The organism is Paenibacillus sp. FSL P4-0113, from assembly GCF_038009305.1.
Classification (GTDB): Bacteria; Bacillota; Bacilli; order Paenibacillales; family Paenibacillaceae; genus Paenibacillus; species Paenibacillus polymyxa_D.
The window spans coordinates 1-15,194 of sequence record NZ_JBBPAZ010000001.1; the positions used below are offsets into that span (position 1 = coordinate 1).

The following is a 15,194-nucleotide window of genomic DNA, read 5'->3' on the forward strand; positions in this document are numbered from 1 at the left end:
TAATGCATGAAACAGAGAAAGATACCTTTGCGCAAATGTGTGGCCTGTCATGAAATGATGCCAAAGAAGCAGTTGATCCGTGTCGTCAAAACCCCTGAAGACGAAGTGTTGATTGACTTGACTGGCAAAAAGTCGGGACGCGGCGCTTACTTGTGCGGCAAAGCCGCCTGCTTCAAGCTGGCTCAAAAGAGCAAGGCACTGGATCGAGCATTGAAGCACTCGGTTCATCCTGATATTTATGAGCAGCTAAGTCGTGATTTTGCTGCCGTCGAGGAAGAATTCCTGGCGGCACAAGGCAGCGTGCAGGATGAATAAGGCGCTGTCTGGATTGGGTCTTGCCATGAGAGCTGGCAAGCTGCTAACAGGTGATGAGATCGTTTATAAAGCGATCAGGTCTTCAGAAGCCAAGCTGGTCATTCTTGCGAAAGATGCTTCAATGAATACTCAAAAGAAATTCCGCGACAAATGCGGGACGTACAAAATCCCCTTAATGATAGGATTTGACCGGGAAAGCTTGGGAAGCAGTATCGGCAAGCCTGAACGGGTTGTGCTGGCTGTGACGGATCAAGGATTCGCGAAATTGATCAAGAAACATACGGGGATAATGTCGGAGGTGGAGTATATTGAGTAAACAAGAAAACAAAGACAAAGTGCGGGTATACGAATACGCCAAATCGTTGAACATGAGCAGCAAAGAAATTATCACCATTCTTAAACGGCTGGATATTCCCGTGAACAACCATATGAGCGTCATGGAACATGATGCCGTAGGTAAAGTGGAAAGTTTTTTTAAGAATATTAAATCCAATGCTGCGGCCAAGCAAGGCGAAGCAGGTACGGTGCAAGTAAGCTCGAATCAGGCCGGTTCAAGCCAGAATAGTAATCATTCAACTGAGCAAACCAAAAATCAACAGGAAAAGCAGGTAAGTATGAATAGGACAAACAACAACCAAAACAGTAACCGAAGCAGCGCTCCAAAAGCGCAAAGCAGTCAGCAGGGCGGTCAAAACCGCAGTCAACAAAGTACTAGCAGACCCACTGGTCAGCAAAGTACACAAAACCGCAGTAATGGTCAACAACAGGGAGGACAACAGCGTCCCGGCGGTAACACAGGTTCGCGTCCTCAAGGTAGCCAAAGCACTAACTCACGCCCTCAGGGAAGTAGTCAGGGTGGTACGGCTGTAAGAACATCATCCTCCACAGGTAGCAACAATGCGAACCGTAGTGGTGGCAACCGTACAGGCAGTAACTCCAACAACGGTGGTAACCGTTCCGGTCAAGGACGTTTTGACGATAACCGTCAAGGCGGCGGACGCGGTGGTAACGGTGGTCGTGGAGGCAATAATCGCGGTGGTAGCAATCGTGGCGGGAAATTTAACAATCGTGGTAAAGGTCAACAACAGGAACGTCGCGAGAAAATCGACAACACGCCAAAGAAAATTATTGTTCGTGGTGAGATGACCGTAGGCGAAACTGCCAAGCTTCTTCATAAAGATGCGTCAGAAGTCATCAAAAAGCTGATTATGCTCGGAACGATGGCGACCATTAACCAGGAACTGGATATGGATACTATTCTCTTGCTTGCCGGAGACTTTGGTGTCGAGGTAGAAGTGAAAATTCCGGTCGAAGAAGATCGTTTTGAAACGGTGGAAGAAAATGATGATCCTGCGGATCTGAAAACACGTCCACCAGTTGTAACGATTATGGGTCACGTCGATCATGGTAAAACAACTTTGCTGGATGCCATTCGCTCGACTAATGTAACTGGTGGCGAAGCTGGCGGTATTACACAGCATATTGGTGCATACCAAGTTGAAATTAATAGCAAAAAAATCACTTTCCTGGATACACCGGGTCACGAAGCTTTTACCGCTATGCGTGCACGTGGTGCTCAAGTGACAGATATGACGATTATCGTGGTTGCAGCTGACGACGGTGTTATGCCACAGACAGTCGAAGCTATTAACCATGCGAAGGCGGCAGGTCTGCCAATTATCGTAGCTGTGAACAAAATCGACAAACCGGATGCCAACCCGGATAAAGTGAAGCAAGAACTCACTGAATATGAATTGGTACCTGAAGAGTGGGGTGGCGATACGATTTTCGTCAACGTTTCCGCGAAACAAAGAATGGGTCTGGAAGACCTGCTCGAAATGATTCTGCTCGTAGCTGAAGTGAATGAGTACAAAGCAAACCCGAACAAACGGGCACGTGGTACCATCATCGAGGCAGAGCTGGATAAAGGCCGCGGTTCTGTAGCCCGTATCCTCGTTCAGAATGGTACACTGAAAGTCGGCGATGCTTTCGTAGCGGGTAACTGCTTCGGACGTGTGCGTGCCATGGTCAACGATAAAGGTCGTCGTCTTAAGGAAGCAGGACCTTCCACTCCAGTTGAAATTACTGGTTTGACAGAGGTTCCACTTGCTGGTGATCCATTCATGGTGTTTGAGGATGAGCGGAAAGCTCGTGCTATTGCTGACAGACGTGCGATCACACAACGCCAATCTGATCTGGGCAGTAATACACGCGTAACACTGGATGACCTGTTCCAACACATCAAGGATGGCGAAATGAAGGATCTGAACGTCATTATTAAAGGTGACGTGCAAGGTTCTGTCGAAGCGTTGAAAGGTTCCTTGAACAAGATTGAAGTCGAAGGTGTGCGCGTTAAAATTCTTCACAGTGGTGCAGGAGCAATCACCGAATCCGATATTATTTTGGCAGCAGCTTCCAATGCTATTGTCATTGGTTTTAATGTTCGTCCGGATAACCAGGCGAAATCTACAGCGGAAGCTGAAAAAGTGGACATTCGTCTACACCGTGTCATTTACAATGTCATTGAAGAAATAGAGCAAGCCATGAAGGGCATGCTGGATCCTGAATATAAAGAAAATGTGATTGGGCATGCTGAAGTACGTAACGTGTTCAAAGTTACTAAAGTCGGTACGATCGCTGGTTGTATGGTGACATCCGGTAAAATTACCCGTTCAGCAGAAGCACGCCTGATTCGTGATGGCATCGTCATTTTTGAAGGTAAAATCGACTCACTGAAACGCTTTAAGGACGACGCAAAAGAAGTTGCCCAAGGTTACGAATGCGGTATTACCCTTGATGGCTATAATGATGTTAAGGAACTCGACATTATTGAAGCGTTCGTCATGGAAACAGTGGAGCGCTAACGGCAGAGAGGTGAGCATCCATGGCTAAAATACGTACAGGTCGGGTTGGCGAGCAGATCAAGAAGGAGCTAAGCCAACTTATCCAAACTGAATTAAAAGACCCCCGCATCGGTTTTATCACGGTAACGGGTGTCGATCTTACAAATGATTTGTCCCAAGCGAAAATATACTTGAGCGTGCTCGGGGATGAAGAACAAAAAAATTCTTCCCTGAAAGCATTGGACAAAGCGAACGGTTATCTTCGTTCTGAACTCGGCAAACGGATACGGCTGCGCCATATTCCTGAGTTGATTTTCAAAATTGACGAATCTATTGCTTACGGCAGTCGAATTGAAAAACTGCTGAGTGATATCGACAAGGATGAAAAATAAAACTTTTAGTTTGTCTGAAGGAACCATGAACTGAATGTAAAGGAGAAGGCAATGCATACCTATGAACAGGCGCTTCAACAAGCGAAGGAATTTATTCTGGAGCATGATGATTACCTGATCGTATCGCATGTACAGCCGGACGGAGACGCAGTCAGCTCCACCGTAACGGTGGGCTGGCTTCTCTCATGTCTGGGGAAGAAATTTACCATGCTGAATGAGGGACCTATTCCCAAGCGCATGGATTTTTTATGGCATGCCGATGAGATTATGGATATGAGCCAGCAACCGCCAGAACGGAAATACAATCGGATCATTTGTGTAGATTGTGCGGATTACCGTCGTGTTGGTTTGACAGAGCAGTTTTTTACGGAAGATGCCATTATCCTGAATATTGATCATCATCCAACAAATGATGCTTATGGTACAGTTAATGTGATTAAGTCGGATGCTGCGGCAACAGCGGAAATTCTTTTTGATCTACTGGAAGAGTTTGCAGTAACCTGGGACGTCGAAGTAGCAACGGCTTTATATACAGGGTTGCTAACGGATACAGGAGGTTTCCGTTATTCCAACACTTCACCGAAAGTGATGTCTGCTGTGTCACAGTTACTTGCTTACGGTGTAGATGGTCCCTCTTTATCTGAGAAATTGCTCGAGGAAATGACCTTTCCACAAATGAAGGTGCTGACAAAAGCATTGCAAACGCTCACGATGTCCGAGGATGGAAAAGTCGCTTGGGTCGTTGTATCACCTGACGATATGACAGAATGTGGCGCTGTAAATGAGGACTTGGAAGGCATCGTGAATTACCCAAGAAATATTCGTGGTGTTGAGGTAGGCATTTTCTTTAAGGTTATTAATGATCAAGCGGTCAAGGCCAGCTTGAGATCGGCAGGGAATGTAGATGTAGCCGCGCTGGCTCAATCATTTGGAGGCGGTGGACATGTACGTGCGGCTGGCTGTCGGCTAGAGGGTAAACTGGAAGATATCATTAAGACAGTTGTAGGGCGGGTGAAGTCTGAGCTATGAACCCGATAAAGAAGGAACAAGCAGCTTGGGAAGGCGTCCTACCAGTCTATAAACCTGCTGGATTTACCTCTCATGATGTGGTGGCCAAGGCTCGCCGTTTATTAGGTATGAAGCGAATCGGACACACTGGAACGCTTGATCCGCAAGTAACCGGTGTTTTGCCCTTGTGTCTGGGACGTGCCACCCGCGTGGTGGAATACATGCAAGAGCGGCCCAAGGAATATCTGGCTACACTGCGATTAGGCATTGCCACGGATACCGAGGACCTGACTGGGGAAATTACGGAAGAAAGTGAACGTCCAGTAGAGGTGACGGAAGTGGAAGTCAAAGCGGTTCTGAAGCGTTTTGTTGGTACGATCTCCCAAGTGCCTCCAATGTACTCCGCGCTAAAAGTGGACGGCAAGCGTCTATATGAGCTGGCTCGAGAAGGCAAAACTGTTGAGCGCCAAAGCCGTGAAGTAAGCATTTATGAGTTGGAGATGACGGGATTCGCGGAGACGGGGGCGTATGTGGATATTTCTTTTCGTGCCTTATGCTCCAAAGGTACTTATATCCGTACACTGTGTGTTGATATTGGCCGTGAATTAGGATATCCTTCAACGATGGTTAAGCTGGAGCGAACCATGTCTGCGGGAATTCCTGCGGAACGTTGTCTGACTTTCGAAGAGATAGAGCGTTTCGTAGCGGATGGCAGTCTTGGAGAGCGGCTTATTACAACGGATCAGGCGATTGACTATATGCCTGAGCATATAGTGGCTGAAGCCAAGGTAACTGCGGCTCTGCAAGGCCAACGCCTGTCGCTGAATATGATTTCACCACCTGTGACGGACAACCAGCCCTTCCGTTTGTATAAAGAGGATAAAACGTTTTTAGGCATATTTGGTCGGGATGAATCAGACGCGATTGCTCCCATTAAAGTTTTTTTAAGATTATAAAATTTATAGATTTTCAGGGGAGCTGAACAATTCTATAATCGCAAGAAAAACTTCCGCTAGGCGTGGTCTGGCTTCCGTGAATTACGTCGATAGACGTTTTTCTTACCTTGAATTGTGCTATAATTTTGACGAAGTTAGTCAAATGATGTGAAATGCAGGTGAATTAATAATGATTACCGTATCGTTATCTTATCCATTGAGTGATGAGCTTTTGCAGCAATGGGCACGTCCACAGGTCACGGCGATCGGTCAGTTTGATGGTCTTCATCTTGGACACGCAAGCGTGATACGCGAGGCCGTTGCGCTGGCTCGTGAACAGCAAATGCCGATATCTGTCATGACATTTCACCCTCATCCGAAGGAAGTCATGAAAAAAGGCGATTATGAAGGTTATTTAACACCGCTTGCGGACAAGCAGACTATTCTGGCTGATATGGGTGTGGATGTACTTTATATTTTGAGTTTTAACGAAGAATTTTCTAAGGTCAGCCCTGAGGCGTTTATGAGCGACGTGCTGCTTCCATTGCAAATTCGAACAGCGGTAGTAGGCTTTGATTTTCGGTTTGGCCACCGGGGAGCAGGGCATGAGAATACACTTCGGACGCTGGGGGGAAAGCTGATGTCTGTGCACACCGTACCACCGTTCGAACTGGATGGGGACAAGGTGAGCAGCTCTGGAATTCGCCGTGCTTTACAGACTGGGGATCTAGCGCATGCCTCTCGCTGGTTGGGACGTCCTTATCGTATCCAGGGTACTGTAATGGATGGGGAGAAGCGTGGACGTACGATCGGTTTTCCGACCGCTAATCTCAAACTGAGAGATACTTACGCGATTCCGATCAAGGGTGTATACGCTGTACGAGCACTAGTAGGTGATCGTTGGATAAACGGTGTAATGAATGTAGGGGTTAAGCCTACTTTCCATGAAGGTGTGCTGAATCCGTCGTTTGAGGTACATCTATTTGATTTTAATCAGCAAATTTATGGAGAGTCTGTACTTGTGGAGCTTCACCACTACATCCGTCCTGAACGCAAATTCTCTTCGGTGGATGAGCTGATCAACCAAATTGGCAATGACGCACAAACGGCTAAAAAGCTGTTAGGCTAATTTATTTACATAAGACAGGCGCTGTGTTATACTGACTTATGTTGTGTAAACAACGATGAACCTTAGCTTGGTTGTCCGCTTTCACCGGCGGCTACGAGGCTAATGGCGATTATAATGAAGGAGGTGAACAGGATGGCATTGACTCAAGAACGTAAACAGCAATTGATCGAGGAGTACAAAACTCATGAATCCGATACAGGATCACCAGAGGTACAAATCGCTATCCTTACTGAAAACATCGTCAACTTGCAAAGTCACTTTCGTTCGCACAAGAAAGACCATCACTCCCGCCGCGGGTTGTTGAAAATGGTCGGTCAGCGTCGTAAACTTTTGGCTTACCTGAAGAAGACTGATGTTAAACGTTACAGTGCGTTGATCGAGCGTCTCGGACTGCGTCGTTAATTTTCAGACATGTAATGAGAAAAGAAGCCTGGTTGTTCACCGCTTGTCCCTGCTAAGGCGACGGCGGACAGCAGCCGGGTTCTTTTTTGAAATGAGGAATCTTTTTTTGAATTACATATCCTGGTTTGCCTGCGAGCTTCTTATGAATAAGACCTGCGCAGGAAATACTGAATATGTATAGAACTTTTACAATGAAATGAAATGGAGGGATACCATGGAGCAACGCGTAGAAATGCAGCTCGGCGGAAGAAAGCTGGTGCTGGAAACAGGACGTCTTGCGAAACAAGCCAATGCGGCAGTTAAAGTGAGCTACGGAGAAACGGTTGTGCTTTGTACCGTGACCGCTTCACGTGAACCGAAAGATTTGGACTTTTTTCCCCTGACCGTAAACTATGAGGAAAGATTGTATGCTGTGGGGAAAATTCCTGGCGGATTTATTAAACGTGAAGGACGTCCGAGTCAAAAAGCGATTTTGTCCAGCCGTTTGACAGACCGTCCAATTCGCCCATTGTTCCCGGAAGGTTTCCGGAATGATGTACAGGTGTTGAACCTGGTTATGAGTGTCGATCAGGATTGCGAACCTGAAATTGCAGCAATGATCGGAACCTCGGCAGCACTTAGCATTTCGGATGTACCTTTTAATGGGCCAATCGGTGGAGTCGCTGTAGGACGTGTAGACGGACAATTTGTGATTAACCCGGATATTGCACAGCAGAATGCAAGCGACATGTACCTGGTTGTAGCCGGAACGAAAGATGCCATCATGATGGTAGAAGCCGAAGGCAATGAGATTCCAGAGGAAGTTATGCTGGAAGCCATTATGTTCGGTCATGATGAGATTAAGAACATTGTGGCAGTCATTGAACAATTGGTGCAAGTAGCAGGTAAAGAGAAAATGCAGGTTAAACTGCATGCTGTTGATGAAAAAGTGAACAGTGAAGTACGTGCTTATGCAGCTGAACGTTTAATGGAAGCTGTTAAAATTGCAGAAAAACATGCCCGTCAAGAGGCGATTGATGCAGTCAACGAAGAGACAGTTGCCCATTTTGAAGCACAATACATAGAGACACCAGAGCTTTTGAGCGACGTGAGCGAAGTTCTCTATGATATCGTCAAGGAAGAAGTACGTCGTCTGATCACGCATGATAAAGTGCGTCCTGATGGTCGTAAGCTTGACGAAATTCGTCCGATTGAAAGCGACACTAGCATCTTGCCGCGTACTCATGGTTCGGGCTTATTTACACGCGGTCAAACGCAAGCACTTAGCATTTGTACACTTGGTGCATTGGGTGATGTGCAAATTTTGGACGGTATTGATTTGGAAGAAACAAAACGCTTCATGCATCATTACAATTTCCCGCCATTCAGCGTAGGGGAGGCTCGTCCTTTGCGTGCGCCAGGTCGTCGTGAAATCGGACATGGTGCTCTTGGTGAACGTGCGCTTTCCAAAGTAATTCCTTCCGAAACTGAATTTCCATACACCATCCGTCTGGTTTCTGAGGTACTGGAATCGAATGGTTCGACTTCACAAGCTAGTATTTGTGCAAGTACATTGGCTATGATGGATGCAGGTGTACCAATTAAAGCTCCAGTTGCAGGTGTAGCGATGGGATTGATCAAGGATGGAGATCATGTCTCTGTATTGACTGATATCCAAGGTATGGAAGATCACCTGGGCGATATGGACTTTAAAGTTGCTGGTACTGCGGAAGGCGTAACTGCCATTCAAATGGATATTAAAATTAACGGTATTGACCGCCAGATTTTACAGGATGCGCTCAAGCAAGCTAAAGAAGGACGCTTGTTCATTCTTAGCAAAATGATGGAAGCGATCCAGAAGCCACGTGAGCAGTTGTCTCCGTATGCTCCAAAAATTATGACGATGCACATTAACCCGGACAAAATCCGTGATGTTATTGGAGCTGGTGGTAAAATCATCAACAAAATCATCGAAGAAACCGGCGTGAAAATCGATATTGAACAAGATGGTCGTGTGTTCATCGCTTCCACAAATCAAGAGATGAATGAAAAAGCACGTTCCATTATTGAGGGTATCGTAAAGGAAGTCGTGGTCGGTGAGATTTACATCGGTACAGTAAAACGGATTGAGAAATTCGGTGCATTTGTTGAAATTTTACCAGGTAAAGATGGTCTGGTTCATATTTCTCAACTGTCTACTGAGCGTGTAGCCAAAGTTGAAGATGTAATTGCTATTGGGGATACAATTACGGTGAAAGTAACCGAAATTGATCAACAAGGACGTGTCAATCTGTCCCGTAAGGCTGTTCTGACAGCAGAAGCACCTGCAAAATCCTAGGACCTGCATGTCGCAGACTAGAAAGGCAGGAGAAGCTTTTCGTATTAACAGTACAAGGGATTTGAATAGCATTGTTTAAGCTTTTGGAAAGAGGCAGAGCTACGTTTCTGGCTCTTTTTTCATACATATACACAAGCTGCACCCAAGTGAGCTTCTAGAGCTTGCTACGTCATAGTTCTTGTCCTCGTCGCATACAATGTGGACAAACGGGCGGGGGGATGAAGGAATTATGAGTAGGGCAAAACGAGCAGTGTGGGTGGTAGCCAGTTTAGCCATCACACTGGTAGTCGGACAGTTTAGCGGGGTTCGTGACTTCGCTGATCAATTAAGCAATGGAGACGTTACAGGAGTTGGGGAGCCTAAAGTTGAAACAACGATGGCGGCTTTACCCGATAATGCGCTTATGCAGCGACTAAGAACAGAAGCAGCCCGTCAGCGGCGGGAGCCAGTTGATGCCAAGATCGACAGGGTATGGAAGGCTATTCCAGGCTATAACGGGCTGGAGGTGGATTTGGATGCTACCTATCGCAAAGCGATTGCATCTCCGGATCGACCCATTCAATATGTATATCGGCAATTGGCACCTAAAATACATTTAAATCAGCTTGGTAATGTTCCAATTTACAGGGGGAACCCCGAAAAGCCGATGGTATCCCTCATGATCAATGTAGCATGGGGGAATGAATTTATCCTGCCGATACTGAACACGCTGGATCAGGAAAAGGTCAAGGCTACATTTTTTCTTGATGGAAGTTGGTTGAAAAAAAATCCAGATCTCGCCAAGGAGATTCAAAAAAGAGGGCATGAGCTTTCGAATCATGCTTACTCTCATCCGAATATGAGCCGTCTGAGTCGGGCCAGAGCCACACAAGAAATTGAAAAGACTCAATTGCTTCTTCAAGAAACTTTGGGTATCAAAAATTACTGGTTTGCCCCTCCTTCGGGTGATTTTAATCAGCAAACGGTGGATATAGCAGCAGAAAGTGGGCTCAAAACAGTGTTGTGGACATTGGACACAGTAGATTGGAAACATCCGTCACCGGAATCGGTGATTAACAAAATCAGTAGTAAGGTAGAATCAGGCTCCCTGATATTAATGCACCCAACAGATTCCTCAGCGGCTGCTCTCAAAGGCATGATCCATGCCATTCGTAGTAAGGGACTTATGCTCGGAACTGTCAGTCAGACGCTTTCCCCTGATCGGCAACTACCTGTTCCGGTTGAGTGAACGTCTTTTTTCTGTTAGGATTGAACATTATGGCTAAGTATGCAATTCAGTTTAGGAGGGCCAATCGTGGAAAGAATTCAACTCAAAAACGGCCTAAGAGTGGTCATTGAAAAAATTCCAACCGTGCGTTCAGTTTCTTTCGGCATCTGGGTTAAAACTGGCTCCCGGAATGAAACGCCGGACAATAGCGGTATCTCTCATTTTATCGAACACATGCTTTTCAAAGGAACAGAGCGTTTTAACGCTAAGGAAATCGCTGAGCAATTCGATGCCATCGGAGGAAATGTTAATGCTTTTACTTCGAAGGAATATACATGCTATTATGCCAAAGTGTTGGATGAGCATCTACCGATCGCAGTTGATGTGCTGTCTGATATGTTTTTTAATTCCAAACTAGATCAGGAAGAATTGGCAAAAGAGAAGAATGTGATTTTGGAGGAAATCTCCATGTATGAGGATACACCGGATGATATGGTGCATGATCTTGTATCTCGCGCCGCCTATGGTGAACATCCACTGGCTTATCCTATTCTCGGAACCGAAGATCACCTGCTTGCTATGGATAGCTCACATCTCAGCCATTACATGAGGGAACATTATACAATCGACAATACGGTTATCAGTGTGGCTGGTAATGTTGACGATCGCTTGGTAGAATTGTTGGAGCGACATTTTGGACATTTTGACAATCATGGAACCGTTTCGCCGCTGACAGTACCTGCGTTTAACGGTGAACTGTTGTATCATGAGAAAGCAACGGAGCAAAATCATATTTGTTTATCCCTACCTGGATTTGCGACGGGTGACGACCTCCAGTATGCTATGGTTTTGCTGAATAACGCGATCGGCGGCGGCATGAGTTCACGTTTGTTTCAAGAAATTCGGGAAAAGCGTGGGCTTGCTTATTCGGTCTATTCCTATCATAGCTCCCATGCGGACAGTGGCATGTTCACGATCTATGCAGGTACGGCTCCTAAACAAACAAAGGACGTGCTGGATTTGACTCTGGAGCTTTTACGAGATGTGGCTGTCAACGGTTTAGACGCTAATGAGCTTCGTAAAGGTAAGGAGCAATTAAAAGGAAGTTTGATTTTAAGCCTTGAAAGTACAGGTAGCCGGATGAATCGGCTTGGAAAAAATGAATTAATGCTTGGTCAGCATTATACGCTGGATCAAATGATCGAACATATCGAGCAAGTGACGGCGAATGATGTGAACAAAGTGCTGGATCGGATGTTCTCGGAGCCGTTTGCCCTGTCGATGGTGGGAGCGAGTGATTCAGCGGTAAAGGATATGAGGAGGGACTATTTTGTTAACTTACGTGGAAATTAACAGACTCGCGGGCAATGAAGATATTGAGCTGCCCCGCAAAATGTCAGAGCTTGCATCAGGGTTTGACTTGTATGCAGCAGTACAGGAAAATCTGGTACTGGAACCCGGCAAGCGTTGCCTCGTTCCAACCGGATTTGCAATAGCTATGCCGGCGGGATTGGAGGCACAGATCCGTCCGCGAAGTGGACTGGCTCTTAAGCATGGTATTACTTGTCTCAATACACCGGGAACAATTGATGCGGATTATCGTGGGGAGATTAAGGTACTTCTTATTAATTTGGGCGAGGAATCATTCACGATTACGCGCAATGAGCGAATTGCACAAATGGTATTTCAAGTTGTACCTGAGGTAGAGCTGAAACAAGTAGACCAATTATCTGAAACAGTGCGTGGTGCTGGAGGCTTTGGTCATACAGGACGCTGAGGCGATGGTTGGTTTAAAATGTACGAATATCTATTTTGTAAAAGCTTCGAATTTACTTGCTTAAGAGCATGTATGCATATAAAGGTCGCCTCATAAAGAGGCGGCTTTTTTTTGTGTTTTTTCACCCCTTTCCGGGCACTCGCATAGACTAAAAGCATATCGTGTCTCGGAAAGGAGTGATCCGGATGCTAACAGGAATACGCGTCGTTGTTTTGGGTGGCGATGCGAGGCAGCTTGAGGTAATCCGTAAATGTGTGGACATGGATGCTACCGTCAGTGTGGTCGGTTTTGACAAGCTTGAAGTACCACTCAAAGGAGTGACACTAGAACCACTGTCTGTCAAGCTGCTGGAATCGTCAGATGCATTGATTTTGCCGGTGGTGGGATGCGATGAGGAAGGCAACGTAAATGCACTTTTCGGAGCACAGAAGCTTCAGTTCCTGAATGAGCATGCTGCTGCTCTTCCACCTCATTGTATTGTATATACAGGAATGGCGCGGACGTACTTAAAAGAAATTTGTACCAGACATGAGTTAAAGCTGGTAGAGCTGCTGGAGCGAGATGATGTGGCCATATACAACTCTATACCTACGGCCGAAGGCGCACTGATGATGGCCATTCAGCATACTGATTTTACGATTCACGGTGCAGATTGTATGGTTCTAGGCATGGGACGGACTGGATTTACCATGGCAAGGGCACTACAGGGATTGGGAGCTAGAGTGAAGGTTGGAGTACGGCGGGCAGAGGATGCAGCGAGAGCCGTGGAAATGGGTTGGAAGCCTTTTATGACAAGGGATTTAGCACATGAGACAAAGGGAGTTGACTTGATTTTTAATACGATACCCTCTATGATTATCACAGCGCAAATCCTGTCTAAATTGCCACTGAGCACCGTGATTATAGATCTTGCTTCCGCCCCGGGCGGATGTGATTTCCGTTATGCGGAAAAGCGTGGAATCAAGGCTATGCTTGCCCCTGGTCTTCCCGGTATTGTTGCTCCCAAAACTGCTGGTGCCATTATAGCGAATACGCTGGTGCAGTTGTTAATGGAAGATAATCCTGATCGGGGGGATGCACAATGAGTTGGCAAGGGAAAACAGTAGGTTATGCAATTACAGGCTCACATTGCACATTTGAAGAGGTAATGCCTGTTATACAGCGCTTTGTTGATGAGGGTGCAAAGGTCGTCCCTATTATATCCAATACAGTGCTAACAACGGATACTCGCTTTGGTACTTCGCAAAGTTGGCAAAAACAGTTGAAAGATATAACAGGGAATGATATCATTTCTACAATTGTGGAGGCTGAGCCACTGGGTCCCTCCCAAATACTCGATGTGCTGGTGATTGCACCTTTGACGGGGAATTCGATGAGTAAGTTAGCGAATGCGATGACAGACAGTCCGGTTTTGATGGCTGCCAAGGCGCAATTGCGCAACGGCCGTCCACTTCTTTTAGCCATATCTACTAATGATGGACTGGGCCTAAATGCTGCCAATATCGCCAAATTACTCGTAGCCAAAAATATCTTTTTTGTACCGTTCGGACAGGACAATCCAGTTAAAAAGCCGAACTCGCTTGTAGCTAACATGGAGTTGATTCCGGAGGCTGCTTATGAAGCATTGCAGGGCAAACAGCTTCAGCCGATGATTGTGGAACGCAAGACCCCATGAAGTATTATAGTTAACTGCTAGCATCCCTCGCCTAGAAGATGATTCGATATTGTATCGGGTCTAATTTCTTGTTGGCGGTGGATGCTTTCAGAATAAAAAATGGTTTTTTAGTCGAGAAGGGGAGATATACCAGATGAGCAATAGAAAGTTTAATGTAGCTGTCGTTGGAGCGACAGGCGCTGTAGGAGAACAGATCGTAAATCTGCTGGAAAAACGGGATTTTCCTGTGGACAAAATCAAATTTCTTTCTTCGCCTCGTTCTGCCGGCACGTTAATTAGCTTTAAAGGTCAGCAAATTCCAGTAGAGATTGCTACCCCCGACAGCTTTGAGGGAATCGACATTGCTTTGTTTAGTGCAGGTGGAGACGTAAGTAAGGAATTGGCGCCGCATGCTGTTCGTCATGGGGCAGTTTGTATTGACAACACCAATGCATTCCGAATGGATCCGACAGCTCCTCTTGTAGTGCCTGAGGTGAACAGCGACAAAATTGCCGAGCATCAAGGCATTATTGCGAACCCGAACTGCTCCACCATTCAGATGGTAGCTGCTTTGAAACCATTATATGATCAGTATGGCATTTCTCGTATCATAGTATCCACATACCAGGCCGTTTCCGGGGCTGGAAGCCGAGCTATTGATGAATTGAATCGTCAAAGCGCAGCGATTCTTAACGGTGATGAAGTTCAGCCTGATCTGTTGCCAGTAGGCTCGTTGCCAGTAAAACATCAGATTGCTTTCAATGCTATTCCGCAAATTGATAAATTCCAGGACAATGGTTATACACTGGAAGAAATGAAAATGGTACGTGAAACGAAAAAAATACTGGGTGACGAATCGGTGGACGTAACAGCAACGTGTGTACGTATTCCTGTTGTATATGGTCACTCGGAATCTGTATATGTAGAACTTAAAAAAGATTATGATTTAGAAGAAATCCGTAATTTGCTGGCTTCAGCACCGGGAGTAACGCTAGTGGACGATCCTGCTGCTCAGCTTTATCCACTGGCATCTGAAGCTGCAGGAAAACCTGACGTATTTGTGGGGCGTGTACGCCGTGATTTGGGCAATAGCCGTGGATTGAATTTGTGGGTCGTATCCGACAATCTGCTCAAAGGAGCGGCATGGAACGCGGTGCAAATCGCGGAAATTATTGCTGCAAACGCGGAGTAACGTTCCAATATGGGGGAAAAATA

The 15,194-nt window shown here is 46.1% G+C and carries 15 protein-coding genes; all 15 read left to right on the forward strand.

Annotated features, from left to right (window positions below):
• The first annotated feature begins 6 nt into the window (after nt 1-6).
• Nucleotides 7-315: an RNase P modulator RnpM gene (rnpM, locus tag MKX46_RS00005; protein ID WP_007430067.1), complete on the forward strand. Its 309-nt coding sequence runs from the start codon at nt 7-9 to the stop codon at nt 313-315.
• Nucleotides 308-631, forward strand: a complete 324-nt coding sequence (locus MKX46_RS00010; RefSeq protein ID WP_029517021.1) for a L7Ae/L30e/S12e/Gadd45 family ribosomal protein — start codon at nt 308-310, stop codon at nt 629-631. Before rnpM ends, MKX46_RS00010 begins: the two co-directional genes overlap by 8 nt.
• Nucleotides 624-3,179 (forward strand): translation initiation factor IF-2, encoded by a 2,556-nt coding sequence (gene infB / locus MKX46_RS00015; RefSeq protein WP_029517022.1) that lies wholly within the window; start codon nt 624-626, stop codon nt 3,177-3,179. Before MKX46_RS00010 ends, infB begins: the two co-directional genes overlap by 8 nt.
• A gap of 20 nt (nt 3,180-3,199) precedes the next feature.
• Nucleotides 3,200-3,550 carry a 30S ribosome-binding factor RbfA gene (gene rbfA / locus MKX46_RS00020; RefSeq protein WP_010346342.1) on the forward strand — a complete coding sequence of 117 codons (351 nt, stop codon included), beginning with the start codon at nt 3,200-3,202 and terminating at the stop codon, nt 3,548-3,550.
• Between the two features lie 51 nt (nt 3,551-3,601).
• The gene (locus tag MKX46_RS00025; protein ID WP_069011407.1) at nt 3,602-4,579 is read left to right on the forward strand and encodes a DHH family phosphoesterase; all 978 of its coding nucleotides are present in this window, start codon (nt 3,602-3,604) and stop codon (nt 4,577-4,579) included.
• Nucleotides 4,576-5,514 carry a tRNA pseudouridine(55) synthase TruB gene (gene truB / locus MKX46_RS00030; protein ID WP_340885102.1) on the forward strand — a complete coding sequence of 313 codons (939 nt, stop codon included), beginning with the start codon at nt 4,576-4,578 and terminating at the stop codon, nt 5,512-5,514. Before MKX46_RS00025 ends, truB begins: the two co-directional genes overlap by 4 nt.
• A gap of 169 nt (nt 5,515-5,683) precedes the next feature.
• Entirely contained in the window at nt 5,684-6,622 is a 939-nt protein-coding gene (locus MKX46_RS00035) for a bifunctional riboflavin kinase/FAD synthetase (protein ID WP_341070745.1), read from the forward strand.
• A 132-nt stretch (nt 6,623-6,754) separates the two neighbouring features.
• Entirely contained in the window at nt 6,755-7,024 is a 270-nt protein-coding gene (gene rpsO / locus MKX46_RS00040; protein ID WP_007430074.1) for a 30S ribosomal protein S15, read from the forward strand.
• Nucleotides 7,025-7,238: 214 nt separating this feature from the next.
• The gene (gene pnp, locus MKX46_RS00045) at nt 7,239-9,341 is read left to right on the forward strand and encodes a polyribonucleotide nucleotidyltransferase (RefSeq protein WP_039274655.1); all 2,103 of its coding nucleotides are present in this window, start codon (nt 7,239-7,241) and stop codon (nt 9,339-9,341) included.
• Between the two features lie 229 nt (nt 9,342-9,570).
• Nucleotides 9,571-10,569 (forward strand): polysaccharide deacetylase family protein, encoded by a 999-nt coding sequence (locus MKX46_RS00050; RefSeq protein ID WP_341070746.1) that lies wholly within the window; start codon nt 9,571-9,573, stop codon nt 10,567-10,569.
• 66 nt (nt 10,570-10,635) lie between these two features.
• Nucleotides 10,636-11,901 (forward strand): M16 family metallopeptidase, encoded by a 1,266-nt coding sequence (locus tag MKX46_RS00055; protein WP_209948042.1) that lies wholly within the window; start codon nt 10,636-10,638, stop codon nt 11,899-11,901.
• Nucleotides 11,879-12,325: a dUTP diphosphatase gene (gene dut / locus MKX46_RS00060; RefSeq protein ID WP_013309936.1), complete on the forward strand. Its 447-nt coding sequence runs from the start codon at nt 11,879-11,881 to the stop codon at nt 12,323-12,325. The genes MKX46_RS00055 and dut overlap by 23 nt, the downstream gene beginning before the upstream one ends.
• Nucleotides 12,326-12,510: 185 nt before the next feature.
• On the forward strand, nt 12,511-13,410 hold the full coding sequence (gene dpsA / locus MKX46_RS00065; RefSeq protein WP_029517030.1) for a dipicolinate synthase subunit DpsA: 900 nt from the start codon (nt 12,511-12,513) through the stop codon (nt 13,408-13,410).
• Nucleotides 13,407-14,000, forward strand: coding sequence for a dipicolinate synthase subunit B (locus tag MKX46_RS00070; RefSeq protein ID WP_029517031.1), 594 nt, complete (start codon nt 13,407-13,409; stop codon nt 13,998-14,000). The genes dpsA and MKX46_RS00070 overlap by 4 nt, the downstream gene beginning before the upstream one ends.
• 133 nt (nt 14,001-14,133) lie before the next feature.
• Nucleotides 14,134-15,171 (forward strand): aspartate-semialdehyde dehydrogenase, encoded by a 1,038-nt coding sequence (locus MKX46_RS00075; RefSeq protein WP_013309939.1) that lies wholly within the window; start codon nt 14,134-14,136, stop codon nt 15,169-15,171.
• Nucleotides 15,172-15,194: the final 23 nt, after the last annotated feature.

What these genes read in the sequence shown, in the direction of transcription:
- rnpM (WP_007430067.1), top strand. Translation starts at nt 7, where the DNA reads ATGAAACAGAGAAAGATACCTTTGCGCAAATGTGTGGCCTGTCATGAA.
- MKX46_RS00010 (WP_029517021.1), top strand. Translation starts at nt 308, where the DNA reads ATGAATAAGGCGCTGTCTGGATTGGGTCTTGCCATGAGAGCTGGCAAG.
- rbfA (WP_010346342.1), top strand. Translation starts at nt 3,200, where the DNA reads ATGGCTAAAATACGTACAGGTCGGGTTGGCGAGCAGATCAAGAAGGAG.
- MKX46_RS00025 (WP_069011407.1), top strand. Translation starts at nt 3,602, where the DNA reads ATGCATACCTATGAACAGGCGCTTCAACAAGCGAAGGAATTTATTCTG.
- truB (WP_340885102.1), top strand. Translation starts at nt 4,576, where the DNA reads ATGAACCCGATAAAGAAGGAACAAGCAGCTTGGGAAGGCGTCCTACCA.
- MKX46_RS00035 (WP_341070745.1), top strand. Translation starts at nt 5,684, where the DNA reads ATGATTACCGTATCGTTATCTTATCCATTGAGTGATGAGCTTTTGCAG.
- rpsO (WP_007430074.1), top strand. Translation starts at nt 6,755, where the DNA reads ATGGCATTGACTCAAGAACGTAAACAGCAATTGATCGAGGAGTACAAA.
- pnp (WP_039274655.1), top strand. Translation starts at nt 7,239, where the DNA reads ATGGAGCAACGCGTAGAAATGCAGCTCGGCGGAAGAAAGCTGGTGCTG.
- MKX46_RS00050 (WP_341070746.1), top strand. Translation starts at nt 9,571, where the DNA reads ATGAGTAGGGCAAAACGAGCAGTGTGGGTGGTAGCCAGTTTAGCCATC.
- dpsA (WP_029517030.1), top strand. Translation starts at nt 12,511, where the DNA reads ATGCTAACAGGAATACGCGTCGTTGTTTTGGGTGGCGATGCGAGGCAG.
- MKX46_RS00070 (WP_029517031.1), top strand. Translation starts at nt 13,407, where the DNA reads ATGAGTTGGCAAGGGAAAACAGTAGGTTATGCAATTACAGGCTCACAT.
- MKX46_RS00075 (WP_013309939.1), top strand. Translation starts at nt 14,134, where the DNA reads ATGAGCAATAGAAAGTTTAATGTAGCTGTCGTTGGAGCGACAGGCGCT.